Below are 14,147 nucleotides of genomic sequence, written 5' to 3'. Positions count from 1 at the left end.
GTGGCGCCATGGCCAGCCACACCGCGCCCGGGATCGCCGTCGTCACCGGAGCGGGCTCCGGGCTGGGGCGGGTGATCACGCGTGCCCTGCTCGACGACGGGTGGCGGGTCGCCCTGGCCGGGCGGCGCCGGGAGGCCCTCGAGGAGACGGCGGACGGCCGGGAGCAGGCGCTCGTCGTCCCGACCGACGTGGCGGACGCGATCGCGGTCGAAGCCCTCTTCCGCGCCGTGCGCGACCGGTGGGGGCGGCTCGACCTGCTCGTGAACAACGCGGGCATCACGGGGCCGGTCGGGACGCCGGACGAGGTGGACGTCGAGGGCTGGGACGCCACGGTGGGGGTGAACCTCACCGGGACGTTCCTGTGCGCCCGCGAGGCGTTCGCGATCATGCGGGCCCAGGAGCCGCAGGGCGGCCGGATCGTCAACAACGGCTCGATCGCGGCGCACGTCGGACGACCGGGCGGGATCGCCTACACGGCGACGAAGCACGCGATCACCGGGATCACGCGCTCGATCGCCCTGGACGGGCGGCCGTTCGGGATCGCCTGCGGACAGTTCGACGTGGGCAACGCCGCGACCGACATGACCCGGCGCATGCAGGAGGGCATCGTGCAGCCGCACGGCGGCCGCATGGTGGAGCCGACCTTCGACGCCGAGCACGTGGCCGACGCGGTGCGCTACATGGTCGGGCTGCCACTCGACGCCAACGTCCCCTTCCTCACCGTCATGGCGACGACGATGCCCTACCTCGGGCGGGGCTGACCTACCTCAGTAGGGCGGGTCGTCGTCGTCCTCGGTGTGTGCCGCGGGGGTGACGCGTCGGGCGGGGCGGCGGGCGAGGAGGTATTCGACGGTGGCGAGGGCGGCGGCGGTGATGCGGCTGTCGGGGGTGGGTCTGGGGGTGTAGTCCGCGGTGGTCGGCGCGGGCTCGTCGGTGGGTGGCTCGTGGTGGGTGGGGAGCGGGTCGGGCAGGGGTCGGACGACGCGGCTGTGGGTGTGGTGGACGGTGCCGGTGGGGTCGGTGATCTCGAAGTGGCCGGGGCGGGGTTGGTGGTAGGTCCAGCCGCGGCGGTGCTTGGCGGCGTGGTGGGCGGGGCAGAGGTTGGCCAGGACGTCGGCGTGGGTGCGGCCGCCGTGGTGCCAGTCGAGGGTGTGGTCGTGTTCGCAGCGGCGGGCGAGCACGGTGCAGCCGGGGGCGACGCAGACGGGGTCGCGGGCGTCGATCCAGCGGGCGAGGGCGGCGCGGGGCAGGCGGCGGTGGGCGTCGCGGGTGGTGGTGGCGGGGTGCTCGTCGGGTGGGGCGTCGCGGGAGCGGCGGTAGGCGGCGAGCAGGTCGGCCAGCCACGGGTCGCGTTCTGCCGTGTCGTGGAGGGTGTCGTGGAGGGTGTCGAGCAGGGCCTCGGGGGCGGTGATCTCGACGGCGCGTCGTCGGTGTCGGGGGTCGCGGCGGGCGTCGGGTGGGGCGCGGTGAGCGAGCAGGTGGGTGAGCCGGCCGTGGTCGTCGTGGACCAGGACGTGCCAGCGGGCGGCGCCGAGGTCGGTGGCGCGGCGGCGGGCGATCTCGGGGAGGGTGCCGCCGAGGCCGGGGAGTTCGGCGGGTCGTTCGTCGTGTCCGAGCAGGGTCGACAGTCGCATCCGGAGCGCGACCGCGGTCGGGTGCGGGAGCACCTCGGGTGACGAGCCGGCGCCCGAGCCGTCCTCGCCGCCTCGCTCGTCGCCGTCACTCCGGGCGCTGCCGTCCGGGGCGCTGCGATCCGGGGCGCTGCCATCCGGGGCGCTGCTGAGGTCGTCGCGCAAACCCTCGTCCGGCCCGTCGTCAGGCCCGTCGTCAGGCCCTCCATCGGGTCCCTCGTCGAGGTCGACGGGACCGCCGCCAGGGCCGTCCGGACTGTCCGGCCCGTCGTCTGGTCCGTCGCCGTCGCCGTCGCCGGGGCCGTCCGGGCCGTCGTCCGACCCGTCGTCGGGTCCATCGTCGGGCCGGTCGTCGTCCGGGTCGTCGTCCGGGTCGCTGTGGGCGGGACCGGCTCCGCCGCATTCGGCGACGATCGCCTCGATCACCGCGGGATCGTCGAACCCGGCCAGGGTGCCGTCGAGCAACCGGGCGAAGATCCGCGCGCCGATGAACCCGACCCCCAGATCGACCCCGAGGAACGCCAACCGCCCCTGCGCCTCGACCGCCAGCGCATCGATGTGCGCCTTCGCGTCCTGCGCCAGATCCGGGCGCAGGTCATAGCCACACAGGTCCACCGCCCCCGACGGCGCGGTCCGCGTCGCCACCCGCGCCCGCGCCACCGCCGCCGCCAGCCGCCCCGCCGCCCACGCCGGATCCAGGGCGCGAGCGACCTCGAGGATCCGCTCCCGCAACGCCTGATACGCCAGACCGGGCGCCTCGGGCAGCACGATCCGCACCACCTCGGCGACCTGCTCGTCCTCCAGCCCCTCGGTCGCGGAGTCGAAGATGTCGGCCTTGCGTTCCTCCAACACCCCCGCATACATCGCCTCCCCGAGCGCGGGCTGCGCGTCGAGCACGAAACACGCCAACCCGTAGCGCGCCGACGCCGTGACCGCCGACCACCCCAGGCTCGCCGCCGCCGCCTTCGGGGCGAACCCGTCATCGAGGACCCGACGACACTCGTCCGCCCGCGACCGGCAGGTCTGGCGCAGCGCATCCAGGAACACCACGTCGTCGTGGTTGCGCTGCCGGAACGCCGCCCGCATCCACGCCGCCACCTGCTGACCCGGCAGGCCGGCCACGTCCACCTGCGCCAACGCGGCCGCGAGCCCCGGACCAGCAGGGATCCCCACGAACGGGTCCCCTCCCGGAGCCTCGACACCCACCACCGCTGCCATGATGTCGGGTGGCCCGGGGGAATCTCACCCCCGGGCTCCCACAGATCCCGGCGTGACAATCTCTTGTCACCGGGCTCTTGCCATCTTGTTCATCGGGCCGGAGGAACGCTGGCGACCCATTTCCAGTGCGCGAACAGGCGGGGATACCTTCCGATGATCCCCAGCCAGCACCGGACGGCCGCCTTCTGCGCTCGCAGTCGTTTGTATTTCTTGCGGATCCATCGCACCAGGTAGGCGTTGATGCGGGCGAACAGGCCATACAGCGCGGAGCGGTAGAACGCCCCGTAGTACTGCATCCATCCTCGCACCATCGGATTCACCCAGTGCGCGAGTTCGGAGAAACTCAGGCGTATGTGCCGGTGCAGTCGCCAGGACCGCACCTGCGCACTGATCCGTGTGAGGGCAGCCTTGCTGATCGCGGGAAGGAACCCAGAGAAGGTCCGCCCGCCGCGACCTTTGGCTTCGCGTTGACGGAAGGTGAACCCCAGGAACGTGAACGACGTATGCTCCGCGGAGCGACGCCGGTTCCCGTCCTGGCAGTAAACGATCCGTGTCTTGTCGGGATGCAGACGCAACCCGACCTGTTCCATGCGCTCGCCGATCGCCGCGACCATTGTCTCGGCTTGCTCGCGGCTCGTGCAGTGCACGACCGCGTCATCGACGTAGCGCTCGAAGGAGATACCGGGAAAGGCCCGGTCCATCCACGTGTCGAACGCGTAGTGCAGGAACATGTTCGCGAGCACCGGTGACACCGGCGACCCTTGCGGCGTTCCACGGTCGCGAGCGACGAGGTCACCGTCACGAGTCTGAATGGGTGCTTGCAGCCAACGCGTGACATACAGGACGACCCATCGCTGGTCGGTGTGCGCCTCGACCGCCTTGATGACGAGGTCCCACGGGACGCTGTCGAAGAACTTCTGGATGTCCAGATCGATCACCCAGTCGGTCTTCCAGCAGCGCTTCCTGCAGGTCTCGACCGCATCGAGGGCCGAGCGGCGCGGGCGGTAGCCGTAGGAGTCCGGGTGGAAGATCGGTTCGACCGACTTCTCCAGCCTCCGTGCCACCACAGTTTGCGCCACCCGGTCCGCCACGGTCGGAATACCCAGGACCCGTGTCCCGTCGCCGTGAGCTTTCGGGATTTCCACCGCCAGCACCGGCGAAGGTAGATAGCTACCCGAGGACATCCGATTCCAGATCTTGTAGAGGTTTCCCCGCAGATCCTTCTCGAACTCCTCGACCGAGCAGCCATCCACCCCCGCTGCACCCTTATTGGATCGCACCTGCTCCCAGGCCTGTTGCACCTCCCACTTCGAAATGACGAACGACTTGCCCGAGGACTTCAGTTCGCTCACTGCGATTCCTCCCGGCTAGATTCCGGTTGATCGAACGAACAAACCACAGATGGCCCGACCCCTTCGCTCCACTCCCACCGCGTCAAGCAGGAGATTCACAGCTACTACGAGTCGGTCCGCCGGCGCCCACCGCATCGGTACTCAGTCCCTCCCGGTTTCAGTCGGTCGGGATTCTCCCTCTCGCCACCGCAGAGATGGCAGTATCGGTGCACGCCTTCCCACGTTCCCCACCGGAGCAGCAGACCGGGCTCACGCCGCCTACATGCCGGGCACCGACTGGCCAATAAACGGGCTCCCGCCAGCCTCATCCCAGGATTGTTCGAACGTCCCGGTTCTGATGCCATCCACACTAATTACGACACTTCACAGGCTACGACGCAGCGTCTTCCCGATCCCCACCTGACACCTCACACGGTGCCTTTTCCCACATCGCTCACCACGACAGTCTTCAGCTAACGCAGCAGTGGGCGGTTTGGAGCCTCCCCCGTAGGTCGACTCCGAAGGGCCACAACCTTCATCTCCGATGGAGCAACACAAGAAACAGGACTCCGCCTACATCAGAGCCTCCTTCTTGTGCGCGTGGCACACTCGAACACTAGTACGAGGGTCCGACAATCACGGCCGGTTCAGCGGGCCCGAGAAGCTTCGCAGCCCTAACGTGATCACGTGCTGGCCTTCCTGATCCTCGGCTTCCTCGTGGTGCTCGGGGCGCTCACGGTGCTCGCGGCGGCGGTCGGTTCCGCGGCCTGGTGGGTGCTGCTCGGGGTCGTCGCCCTGATGCTGGTCATCGGCATCGTCGACGTGGTGCAGACCCGCCACGCGATCCTGCGCAACTACCCGGTGATCGGGCACCTGCGCTTCCTCATGGAGGCGATCCGCCCGGAGCTGCAGCAGTACTTCATCGAGCGCAACGTCGACGGTCGCCCCTTCCCGCGCGACACCCGCACGATCGTCTACGAACGCGCCAAGGGCATCGCCGGGGAGAAGGCCTTCGGGACCGAGCTCGACGTCAACGCCGTCGGCTACGAGTACCTCGTGCACTCCGCGGCTCCCGCGGACGAGCCCGCGCAGCCGCACTACGTGCGCGTCGGCGGCCCGGACTGCTCCAAGCCCTACGACATGGCCCTGCTCAACGTCTCGGCGATGAGCTTCGGGTCGCTCTCGGCCAACGCGATCCGTGCCATGAACGCCGGCGCGGCACTCGGCGGATTCGCCCACGACACCGGCGAGGGCGGTCTGTCGAAGTACCACCTCGAACGCGGCGGGGACCTGATCTGGGAGCTCGGCAGCGGCTACTTCGGGGCGCGGCTCCCCGACGGCGGCTTCGACGCCGCCCAGTTCGCCGACAAGGCCTCCCACCACGCGGTCAAGTGCGTGTCGCTGAAGCTCAGCCAGGGCGCCAAGCCGGGCATCGGCGGCGTGCTCCCGGGCCCGAAGGTGACACCGGAGATCGCCGAGGCACGGGCGGTGCCCGTCGGGAGGACCGTCACGAGCCCGTCGCGACACACCGCCTTCTCCACCCCGCGCGAGCTGGTCCGGTTCATCGCGCGGATGCGGAGGCTGGCGGGCGGCAAGCCCGCCGGCTTCAAGCTGTGCGTGGGCACCCGGGTCGACGTGCTCGCCGTCGTGAAGGCCATGGTCGACGAGGGCACGACGCCGGACTTCATCGTCGTCGACGGCTCCGAGGGCGGCACCGGCGCGGCGCCGCTGGAGTACGAGGACCACATGGGAACCCCGCTCACCGAGGGCCTGATCCTCGTGCACAACGCCCTCGTCGGCGCCGGGCTGCGCGACCGGGTGCGGATCGGGGCGTCGGGCAAGGTCGCGACGGGCACCGACATCGTCAAGCGACTCATCCAGGGCGCCGACTACACCAACTCCGCGCGGGCGATGATGATGGCGACCGGCTGCATCCAGAGCCAGCGCTGCCACACCAACCAGTGCCCCGTCGGCGTTGCGACGCAGGACCCGAAGCGGGCCCGCGCGCTCGTCGTCGAGGACAAGCTCCACCGGGTGCACCGCTACCAGCACGCCACCGTCATGGAGGCGACCCGGATGACCGCGTCGCTCGGCGCGACCTGCCCCGCCGAGCTGCACCCGCGGATGCTGCACCGCCGGATCACGCCGACCGAGACCCGCTCCTACGCGGAGCTGTACGAGTGGCTGCGGCCCGGTCAGCTGCTCGCCGAGCCCCCGATGGGCTGGGTCGACGACTGGGAGCGCGCGGACCCCGACCGCTTCTAGCGCGCGGACCGGTAGGCCGCCCAGACCTCCGGACGGAGCCGCCCGCGGTCCGGGACGTCGATCCCGGTCGAGCGGGCCCAGGCCCGGACGTCGGCGGTCGTCGGCTCCGGCGCCGGGTCGGCCTCCCCCAGCTCGGACTCGGCCCCGGGGATGCGGGAGGCGATCACGGCCTCGTCGCGGGCCCAGGTCGATGCGGCGGCGAGGAAGCGGTAGGTCCACTCCTCGGCCAGCCCGCGGGTCTCGGTGAAGACGATCGGCACGCCCGGGTACCGCACGGCGAGCTCGGCGATCCCGTCCGCCACCACGGCCGGTCGCACGTACTCCAGCGCGAAGACCTTCGAGTACCGCTCCTCCACGACGACGGCCGCGCGCGGCAGGGTCGCGAGCTCGGCCACCGCGTGTCGGAGCGTCGAGTTCGTCAGGCTCGACACGAGGTCGGGCAGCGACTTCCGCTCGACGGCCGCGACGACCCGCCCGTCGACCTCGACGCCGTAGTCCCCGCAGCTCAGGGTCCGCTTCGTCGTCCGGGCCTGCTGCCCGGTGAAGCGGTAGGCGTAGCGCTCGTGCGAGTCGACGAGGATCTCGAGCTCGGCGTCGGTCCCGGTCGCCCGCGCCGTCGGGGTCCGGACCTGCGGACGGGCCTGCTTGCGGGTGTTCGGCGACTGCCAGAACACCATCTCCCGCCCTCGCGCCCGGGTGTGGACGATCTGGGAACGGCGCTCGGTCCGGCGGTCGGCGATGACGTCGATCGCGGCGCCGGTCCGAGCGCAGGACACCAGGGGCACCCGCTCGACGATCTCGGGCTCGGCCGGCCACTCCTGCGCGTCGACGGGGTGGCAGTACAGCGCCTTCGTGCGCGGCCACGTGCCCGACGTGCGGAAGACGAGACCACCCGCCGTCGGGACCCGGAGCAGGAAGGGGAGCTTCGAGTCCGGGTCCGGGTTCCGGGCGATCAGCAGCTCCGCCACGCCTCGACGGTAGCCGCCCGGCCCGTCGCGGCGACGATCCGGTCGAGGAGCGGGGCGTCCGACGGCAGCACCACCGGCGTGCCCCAGAGCTGCGGCACCGGGGCGCGCGGGACGAACTCGAGGACGTGCTCCAGGGTCGCACGCAACGTCTCCTCGTCGAACGCGATCGGCCGTCCGGTGGCCTGCGCCAGGTCCCAGCCGTGCACGACGACCTCGGTCAGCGCGATGCGCCCCCACGTCGCGTTCGGCAGTCCGAGCTCCCCGTGGCCCACCCATGCGGCCGGGTCGCGCCAGATCGCGGCGAGGCGGTCGAGGCCGCCCGGTGCGACGACGTCGAGGTGCCCGAGGAGGCCGCGGACGTCGTACTCGGGACACGGGGTCGCCAGTCCCAGCTCGGACTCGTCCAGCGAGGCGATCAGCGTGCCGGTCACGGTGCAGGCGGGCGCCAGGTCGATCATGTCGGTAGGACCGGACCCGACGACGGAACTCATCGCCACCCGTCGTCGGGAACGCCTCCGGGGATCACCTCGCCGGGCGCGTAGGGCTCGCGGGTGAAGACGAAGCTGCCGAGGTCGAGGTGGCTGACCGCTCCGTCCGCACACCGGACCGCGCGGAGCGTCTCGCCCGCGTAGTAGCCGTCCAGGCCGACCCACGTCCCGTCCGCCCGCGGGGAGAAGCGCGAGGCCCGCGCCCCGCCACCGAGACCGCCGACGGTCAGCTCGTCGGTCCCGCGCAACCGCAGCGCGATCGGCGCCGCGCCCCAGTACCAGGGCCCGAGCAGCTCCAGGAGCTCCGGAGCCACGACGGCGGGTCGCCACGGCGCGGGCAGGCGCGGCTCGCGCTCGGCGACGATGCCGATCAGGTCCGCGACGAGGCCGCCGATGGCCGGTCCGGAGGTGGCGTTGGCGAAGGCGACCGCCGCGAGGTCCTCGGCGGGATCGACCCAGAGCGTCGCGACGAAGCCCGGCATCGACCCGGTGTGGCCCGCCAGCGCCCGCCCGGAGTGGCGGAGCAGCTGCAGGCCGAGGCCCTGCGCACGGTCGGCGTCCCCGGCCTCGGACGGCGCGGAGGGACGGCGCATCTCCTCGACGACGCGCGCCGGCAGCACCCGGTCGTCCCCGTGCAGCAGGAACGCGCCGTAGCGGGCGAGGTCGGTCGTCGTCGACCACATCTGCCCGGCCGGCGCCATGAGCCCGGCGTCGTGGGCGGGCTCCGGGTGCAGGACGTCGGCCCACGGGTGGACGGCCCAGCCGGACGCGTGCGGGGCGGCCGGGTGGTAGGTGGTGCGGCCCATCCCGAGCGGCTCGAGGATCTCGCGGGTGACGGCGGTGAACCAATCGTGGCCGCGGAGCTGACCGACCATCGCCCCGAGCAGCCCGAACCCGACGTTGGAGTAGTGGTGACGACGCCCCGGCGCCCGCAGCGGCGGCTCGGCGACGAGGCTCGCGAGGTCCGGCCGGACCGACCCGTCGGAGCGCTCCCACCACGGCGATCCGGTCTCGGCCGGCAGCCCCGAGGAGTGCGCGAGGAGCTGGGCGATGGTGGCGTCCGGCACCGGGGTGTCGGGCAGGTGGTCACCGAGCCGGTCGTCCAGCGAGAGCCGGCCCTCCTCCCGCAGGCGGAGCACGACGACCGCGACGAAGGTCTTGGTGATCGACCCGATCCGGTACTGCGTGTCGTCGGTCGGCGCCGCGCCGTCGACCTCGCCGCGCGTCCCGCTCCACACCACCGAGTCGCCGCGCAGCACGGCCCCGGCCGTCGACGGGGCCCGGCCGCGGGACTGCTCGACGGCGAGGCGGTGGGTCAGGGCGTGGGCGGTGGCGTCGAGCAGCACCGGCCCAGTGTGAATCAGTTCGCGGGCGGCCCGGTGCCGGAGTCGGTGTCGCCGCGCTCGGCCGGGTGGTCGTTCTCGGCGAGCGAGACCGAGGAGACGACCTCGGACGGGCTGCCGTACTCGACCGGCGGGACGGCGCGGATCGCGCGGGCGGTCTGCTCGTCGCCGGCGCGCTCGGCGGCCGCCACGAGCGCGTCGCGGTCGGCGGGGAACGACTGGCCGTTCAGCACGGCGTCGAGGCGGGCACGGGTGGTGGACGCTGCCATGGGTGCAGGTGCCCGACGCCGCGTGCACCACACACGTGCTTCCGGGTAGCCGCGCCGATGACCTCCTACGGCTACTTCCTCTCCTGCGAGCAGTACTCGCCGCGCGAGCTCCTCGACCAGGCCCGGCGCGCCGAGGACGCCGGGTTCGAGCGGCTGTGGATCTCCGACCACTTCCACCCGTGGAACGACGCGCAGGGCCAGAGCGCCTTCGTCTGGGGCGTGCTCGGCGCGCTCTCCCAGGTGACCTCCCTGCCGGTGTCGACCGCGGTGACCAGCCCGATCATCCGTATCCACCCGGCGATCCTCGCGCAGGCGACCGCCACCGCCTCCGTGCTGCTCGACGGCCGCTTCGTGTTCGGCGTCGGCACCGGCGAGGCGCTCAACGACCACGTCCTCGGCGACCCGTGGCCGCCGATCGGCGAGCGCTTCGAGATGCTCGAGGAGGCGATCGGGATCATCCGCCGCATGCACGAGGGCGGCGTGGTGAACCACCGCGGCAAGCACTACCGCGTCACCGACGCCCGCCTCTACACGCTGCCGGAGCACCCGGTGCCGATCTACGTGTCCGGCTTCGGGGAGCAGGCCACGGAGCTGGCCGCACGGATCGGCGACGGGTACTGCGGGGTGGCGCCGGACGCGTCGCTGCTGGAGACCTACCGGGGCGCGGGCGGGCGCGGCCCCACCCAGGGCGGCACCAAGGTGTGCTGGGGCGACGACCGCGAGGCGATGATCGACCACGCGTACCGGATGTGGCCCAACGACGGCTTCCCCGGCCAGCTCGCCCAGACCCTGCCGCGGCCGTCGGACTTCGAGGACGCCGCGCAGCTGCTGCAGCGCGACGCCGTCCCCGGCCTGTTCTCCTGCGGCCCCGACGTCGACGAGCACGTGTCCCAGCTGCGGTCCTACGCGGACGCGGGCTACGACGAGGTCTACGTGCAGCAGATCGGACCCGACGTCGAGGGCTTCTTCGCGGCGTACGCGAAGGAGGTCCTGCCCGCGCTACGCGGATGAGTCGTCGCGCCCCCGACCTCGCCACCGCTCGAGCCACACGGGCCCGAAGATCGGGACGGCGATGAGGAACAGCACGAGCAGCGGGATGCCGGCGAACACGCCGGCTCCTTCCCAGAAGGTCATGACGGCTCCAGGTCCGGTCGAGGGCTCATGACGGTGGCGGCGTGCGCGAGGGGGACCGACGGCGGCGCGGGCGGGCGCTCGATCGGCTTGCGGACCTGGTGGGAGATCCGGAGCAGCAGCGCCACGGCGACGTACTCGGCGAGCAGCGAGGAGCCGCCGTAGGAGAGGAACGGGGCGGTCAGCCCCGTCTCGGGGATCAGGTCGGTCACCCCACCGACCACGATGAACAGCTGCAGGGCCAGGGAGAACGACAGCCCGGCGGCGACGAGGGTGGAGAACGGGTCGCGGGCCGCCGTCGCCGTGCGCAGGCCCCGCTCGATCAGGAGCAGGAACACGCACAGCAGCGCGGCGAGCCCGGCCAGCCCGAGCTCCTCGCCCAGCGCGGCGACGATGAAGTCGGTGTTGGCGAGCGGCACCAGGTCGGGGTGGCCCGCGCCGAGCCCGGTGCCGAGCAGGCCGCCGTAGGCGAGACCGAACAAGCCCTCGGAGAGCTGGTAGCCGGTGTTCGCGAAGTCGGCGGTCGGGTCCGCCCACACCGCGACGCGGACGCCGACGTGGGCGAAGAGATGGTCGGCCAGCACGCTGGAGCCGACGAAGAACCCGAGCCCGATGAGCACCCACGACACCCGCTCCGTGGCGATGTAGATCATCGCGAGCACGATCCCGAAGAACAGCAGCGACGCCCCGAGCTCCTTCTCCAGCGCGAGGACCCCCACCGCCGCCAGCCACGCGATCAGCAGCGGCGCGAGGTCCCGCGGGCGTGGCAGCTCCATGCGCCCGATCCGCCGACCCGCCGTCGCGAACAACGCCCGCTTCTCGACGAGGAACGCCGCGGCGAACACGATGATCGCGATCCGCGCGAACTCGCCGGGCTGGAGCGAGAACGGCCCGAGGCGGATCCACAGCTTGGCCCCGTTGACCTCGGAGATGCTCGACGGGAGCAGGCCGGGCAGCACGAGCAGGACGAGCCCGACCAGTCCGAACAGGTAGCCGTAGCGGGAGAGCACCCGGTGGTCGGGCAGCCGCCACAGGACGATCACCAGCAGCACCAGCGCCCCGGCGGCCCAGGCGAGCTGGCGGGGCGCGTCGGCCGACGGCGCCGGGTCGCCCGCGACCAGCGCGTCCGTCGCCAGCCCGAGATCGAGCCGGTGGATCATGACGAGGCCGATCCCGGTCAGCAGCGCCACGCACGGCAGGATCAGCGGGTCGGCGTACGCCGCCCACCGCCGCACGGCGAGGTGCGCCCCGCCGAACAGCGCCAGGTAGGCCAGGCCGAGGTAGCCGAGCGCGGGGCTGAGCGCGTGCTGCTGGTCCAGCTCCACCGACACCAGGGACGCGGTGGTGATCCCGGCGGCGAGGACGAGCAGCAGCAGCTCGGTCCGGCGCCCGGTCGGCGGCGCCGGAGCCTCCGACGACGGCTCGGGCTCGGTCAGTCGACGCACGGGACGCCTCCGGCCTGGACGGGGCCGCCGGACGGGCCGGCGGTGGACGGGGGAGCGGGCGGGCGGTAGCCGGTGCCGAGCACGACGCGCAGGTGGCCGGCCGGGAGGCCCGGGTCGGTCGTCGGCGTGACGCCGCCGCCGAGCAGGGCGGCGGCGAGGGCGGCCGCCGCCTCCGAGCCGGGGGGCGCCGCGACCGTCGAGGCCGCGCGGGTGTCGACCGTCGTCGCCGCGCCGGGGCTGAAGCCGTGGTCGACCAGCATCGACTCGGCGGTGGCCGCCTCCCCCGACGTCCCCGAGGCGTTGTCCACCTCGACGGTCACCCCGGTCGCCGCCCCGGGGTCGGGCGCAGGAGCCGGAGCCGGCGGCGGTGCCGCGGCGGCCGCGAGCTGCTGTCGGATGAACGCCTGCACGTGGGCCGGGTCGACCTCGTTGTCGTCCTCGTCGTTCGCCTGGACGTAGCCCTCGATCGGCAGCGTGTAGAAGGCGGCGTCGCCGCTCGTGAGGTTCTGGGCGGACGCGGCGAAGGAGAGGGCGTCGAAGCCCTGGTCGAGCACGATGTCGCGGTGGGCCACGTCGAGCAGTGACGCCAGCTTCGTCGGGTCGGTCCACGTGCCGGCCGCCGTGACCTGGTGCATCGCCGAGGACAGGAATGCCTGCTGGCGGTGGGTGCGGTCGAGGTCGCCGTTGGTCAGGCCGTGGCGCTGCCGGACGAAGGCGAGGGCCTGCGCGCCGGTCAGCTGCTGGACCCCGGCCGGGAAGTCGGCCCCGGAGTAGGAGTCCTGCACCGCATGGTTCAGGCAGACCGTGACGCCGCCGAGCGCGGTGGCGAGGTCGTAGAAGCCGGCGAGGGTGATCTCCGCGTAGTGGTCGACCGTCAGCCCGGTGAGGGCCTGGACGACGCCCACCGTCGCGCGCCGTCCGGCCTCCCGACCGTCCTGCTCGAGGGTCGCGGGGTCGGTGACCCCCTGCGCGGTCAGACGGGCCTCGGTGGCGGCCTTGGTGACGCCGTAGGCCTGCTTGATCTTGTCGGGCCGGTAGCCCGGGATCGGGACGAGGTCGTCGCGCGGGATCGAGAACGCGGTGACGCGGCCGCCGTCGGCGGGGACGTGCAGCAGGATCAGGGTGTTCGTGTTGTACCCGCCCTCGTTGCCGTCGCCCGCGTGCAGCGCGTCGAGGACCTGCTGCGGCAGGGGACCGCCGTTCTGGTCGCGCCGGGTGTCGAGCCCGATGAGCAGGATGTTCGTCGAGCCGTCCACCGAGTGGGATCCGGCGGTCACGAGCGACGTCCCGGTCAGCGAGCGGTCGGTGGCCCAGGCGGCGCCGGTGGCGAGCAGGACCAGGGCCGAGCAGAGAGCCGCGATCAGCCGGCCCCGGCCGAACCGTCCCCGGCGTCGGGGCGGCGCGGGTGGCGAGGCCGGCGAGCGCGGCGGGCGCGGCGGGCGCGGGACGAGGGCGACCGGCCGGGAGGCCCCGCGCGCGGCGGGACGTCCCGGCCGGGCGTCAAGCACCACGGCGGCGTCGCCGGGCGGGCGGGGTGTGGCGGAGCTCCTCGTGGTGGGCGATCGCGCCCCTCACCAGGTCGACGACGTGCGGGTCGTCCACCGCGTAGACCTGGTGCTTGCCCTCGCGCCGGGCGCTGACCAGGCCCGCGAGCCGGAGCTTGCCGAGGTGGTGGCTCACGGTGGCCACCGACTGCCCGGTGAGCTCGGCGAGGGTGCCGACGTCGCGCTCGCCGTCCGCGAGCAGCCACACCAGCTCGACGCGCACGGTGGCGGCGAGGAGCCCGAAGGTGCCCGCCGCGTCCTGGATGACGGCGGGATCGGGCGCGTCCCCGGGGGGTGGTGGGGCCATCGTGTCTCCTCTCCGGCGTGAGCGAGCATACTTGCACGATCGTTTGACTGTCCGAAGGACGAGGGGTCTACTGATCACCGTCGACCGACCGCGACCCGAAGGAGGTGAGCCCGCATGACCGACATGACCGACGACGGAGGTCCGGGCCGCCACGCGGGCGGTCGGCTCCCCCGGAACCCCTGAGGGCTCCCGGTGCCAGGCCGGCCC

General features: G+C 72.8%; 13 protein-coding genes. 3 read left to right on the top strand and 10 right to left on the bottom strand.

Annotated elements, in window-relative coordinates; all coding sequences use genetic code 11:
• Nucleotides 1–8 precede the first annotated feature (8 nt).
• On the top strand, nucleotides 9–761 hold the full coding sequence (locus ACQPYX_RS02280; protein ID WP_433801284.1) for an SDR family oxidoreductase: 753 nt from the start codon (nucleotides 9–11) through the stop codon (nucleotides 759–761).
• Between the two features lie 6 nt (nucleotides 762–767).
• On the opposite strand, the gene ACQPYX_RS02275 is transcribed toward ACQPYX_RS02280, so the two are convergent.
• Together ACQPYX_RS02275 and ltrA are read right to left on the bottom strand one after the other, a co-directional pair.
• Entirely contained in the window at nucleotides 768–2,804 is a 2,037-nt protein-coding gene (locus ACQPYX_RS02275) for an HNH endonuclease signature motif containing protein (RefSeq protein ID WP_433801283.1), read from the bottom strand.
• 134 nt (nucleotides 2,805–2,938) lie between these two features.
• The gene (gene ltrA / locus ACQPYX_RS02270; protein WP_433798656.1) at nucleotides 2,939–4,201 is read right to left on the bottom strand and encodes a group II intron reverse transcriptase/maturase; all 1,263 of its coding nucleotides are present in this window, start codon (nucleotides 4,199–4,201) and stop codon (nucleotides 2,939–2,941) included.
• Nucleotides 4,202–4,867: 666 nt separating this feature from the next.
• On the opposite strand from ltrA, the gene ACQPYX_RS02265 reads away from it, so the two are divergent.
• Entirely contained in the window at nucleotides 4,868–6,445 is a 1,578-nt protein-coding gene (locus ACQPYX_RS02265; protein ID WP_433801282.1) for an FMN-binding glutamate synthase family protein, read from the top strand.
• Here the strand turns inward: ACQPYX_RS02265 and ACQPYX_RS02260 are convergent.
• From ACQPYX_RS02260 to ACQPYX_RS02245, 4 genes are read right to left on the bottom strand one after another with little or no spacing between them, the layout of a single operon-like run.
• The gene (locus ACQPYX_RS02260) at nucleotides 6,442–7,413 is read right to left on the bottom strand and encodes an ERCC4 domain-containing protein (RefSeq protein ID WP_433801281.1); all 972 of its coding nucleotides are present in this window, start codon (nucleotides 7,411–7,413) and stop codon (nucleotides 6,442–6,444) included. The two genes, ACQPYX_RS02265 and ACQPYX_RS02260, sit on opposite strands and share 4 nt — an antisense overlap.
• Nucleotides 7,398–7,871 carry a TIGR03086 family metal-binding protein gene (locus tag ACQPYX_RS02255; RefSeq protein ID WP_433801280.1) on the bottom strand — a complete coding sequence of 158 codons (474 nt, stop codon included), beginning with the start codon at nucleotides 7,869–7,871 and terminating at the stop codon, nucleotides 7,398–7,400. The genes ACQPYX_RS02260 and ACQPYX_RS02255 overlap by 16 nt, the downstream gene beginning before the upstream one ends.
• A 29-nt stretch (nucleotides 7,872–7,900) precedes the next feature.
• On the bottom strand, nucleotides 7,901–9,244 hold the full coding sequence (locus ACQPYX_RS02250) for a serine hydrolase domain-containing protein (protein WP_433803655.1): 1,344 nt from the start codon (nucleotides 9,242–9,244) through the stop codon (nucleotides 7,901–7,903).
• Nucleotides 9,245–9,261: 17 nt separating this feature from the next.
• Nucleotides 9,262–9,513, bottom strand: coding sequence for a DUF2795 domain-containing protein (locus ACQPYX_RS02245; RefSeq protein ID WP_433801279.1), 252 nt, complete (start codon nucleotides 9,511–9,513; stop codon nucleotides 9,262–9,264).
• Between the two features lie 57 nt (nucleotides 9,514–9,570).
• Between ACQPYX_RS02245 and ACQPYX_RS02240 the strand changes: the two genes are divergently transcribed.
• Nucleotides 9,571–10,524 (top strand): TIGR03557 family F420-dependent LLM class oxidoreductase, encoded by a 954-nt coding sequence (locus ACQPYX_RS02240; RefSeq protein WP_433801278.1) that lies wholly within the window; start codon nucleotides 9,571–9,573, stop codon nucleotides 10,522–10,524.
• On the opposite strand, the gene ACQPYX_RS02235 is transcribed toward ACQPYX_RS02240, so the two are convergent.
• The 4 genes from ACQPYX_RS02235 to ACQPYX_RS02220 are packed head-to-tail and all read right to left on the bottom strand — an operon-like array spanning nucleotide 10,513 to nucleotide 13,940.
• Nucleotides 10,513–10,647, bottom strand: a complete 135-nt coding sequence (locus ACQPYX_RS02235) for a hypothetical protein (RefSeq protein WP_433801277.1) — start codon at nucleotides 10,645–10,647, stop codon at nucleotides 10,513–10,515. The two genes, ACQPYX_RS02240 and ACQPYX_RS02235, sit on opposite strands and share 12 nt — an antisense overlap.
• On the bottom strand, nucleotides 10,644–12,089 hold the full coding sequence (locus ACQPYX_RS02230) for an FtsW/RodA/SpoVE family cell cycle protein (RefSeq protein WP_433801276.1): 1,446 nt from the start codon (nucleotides 12,087–12,089) through the stop codon (nucleotides 10,644–10,646). The genes ACQPYX_RS02235 and ACQPYX_RS02230 overlap by 4 nt, the downstream gene beginning before the upstream one ends.
• The gene (locus ACQPYX_RS02225; RefSeq protein WP_433801275.1) at nucleotides 12,077–13,600 is read right to left on the bottom strand and encodes an LCP family protein; all 1,524 of its coding nucleotides are present in this window, start codon (nucleotides 13,598–13,600) and stop codon (nucleotides 12,077–12,079) included. The genes ACQPYX_RS02230 and ACQPYX_RS02225 overlap by 13 nt, the downstream gene beginning before the upstream one ends.
• Nucleotides 13,590–13,940 (bottom strand): ArsR/SmtB family transcription factor, encoded by a 351-nt coding sequence (locus ACQPYX_RS02220; RefSeq protein WP_433801274.1) that lies wholly within the window; start codon nucleotides 13,938–13,940, stop codon nucleotides 13,590–13,592. Before ACQPYX_RS02220 ends, ACQPYX_RS02225 begins: the two co-directional genes overlap by 11 nt.
• Between the last annotated feature and the right edge of the window lie 207 nt (nucleotides 13,941–14,147).

This window comes from Actinomycetospora sp. CA-084318, from assembly GCF_050955885.1.
Classification (GTDB): domain Bacteria; phylum Actinomycetota; class Actinomycetes; order Mycobacteriales; family Pseudonocardiaceae; genus Actinomycetospora.
The sequence above is the reverse complement of the archived record's forward strand: the minus strand, read 5'-3'. Positions and strand labels throughout refer to the sequence as shown.

Excerpts from the sequence above, each read along its gene's own strand:
- ACQPYX_RS02280 (WP_433801284.1), top strand. The coding sequence starts at position 9 with ATGGCCAGCCACACCGCGCCCGGGATCGCCGTCGTCACCGGAGCGGGC.
- ACQPYX_RS02255 (WP_433801280.1), bottom strand. The coding sequence starts at position 7,871 with ATGATCGACCTGGCGCCCGCCTGCACCGTGACCGGCACGCTGATCGCC.
- ACQPYX_RS02245 (WP_433801279.1), bottom strand. The coding sequence starts at position 9,513 with ATGGCAGCGTCCACCACCCGTGCCCGCCTCGACGCCGTGCTGAACGGC.
- ACQPYX_RS02240 (WP_433801278.1), top strand. The coding sequence starts at position 9,571 with ATGACCTCCTACGGCTACTTCCTCTCCTGCGAGCAGTACTCGCCGCGC.
- ACQPYX_RS02235 (WP_433801277.1), bottom strand. The coding sequence starts at position 10,647 with ATGACCTTCTGGGAAGGAGCCGGCGTGTTCGCCGGCATCCCGCTGCTC.
- ACQPYX_RS02220 (WP_433801274.1), bottom strand. The coding sequence starts at position 13,940 with ATGGCCCCACCACCCCCCGGGGACGCGCCCGATCCCGCCGTCATCCAG.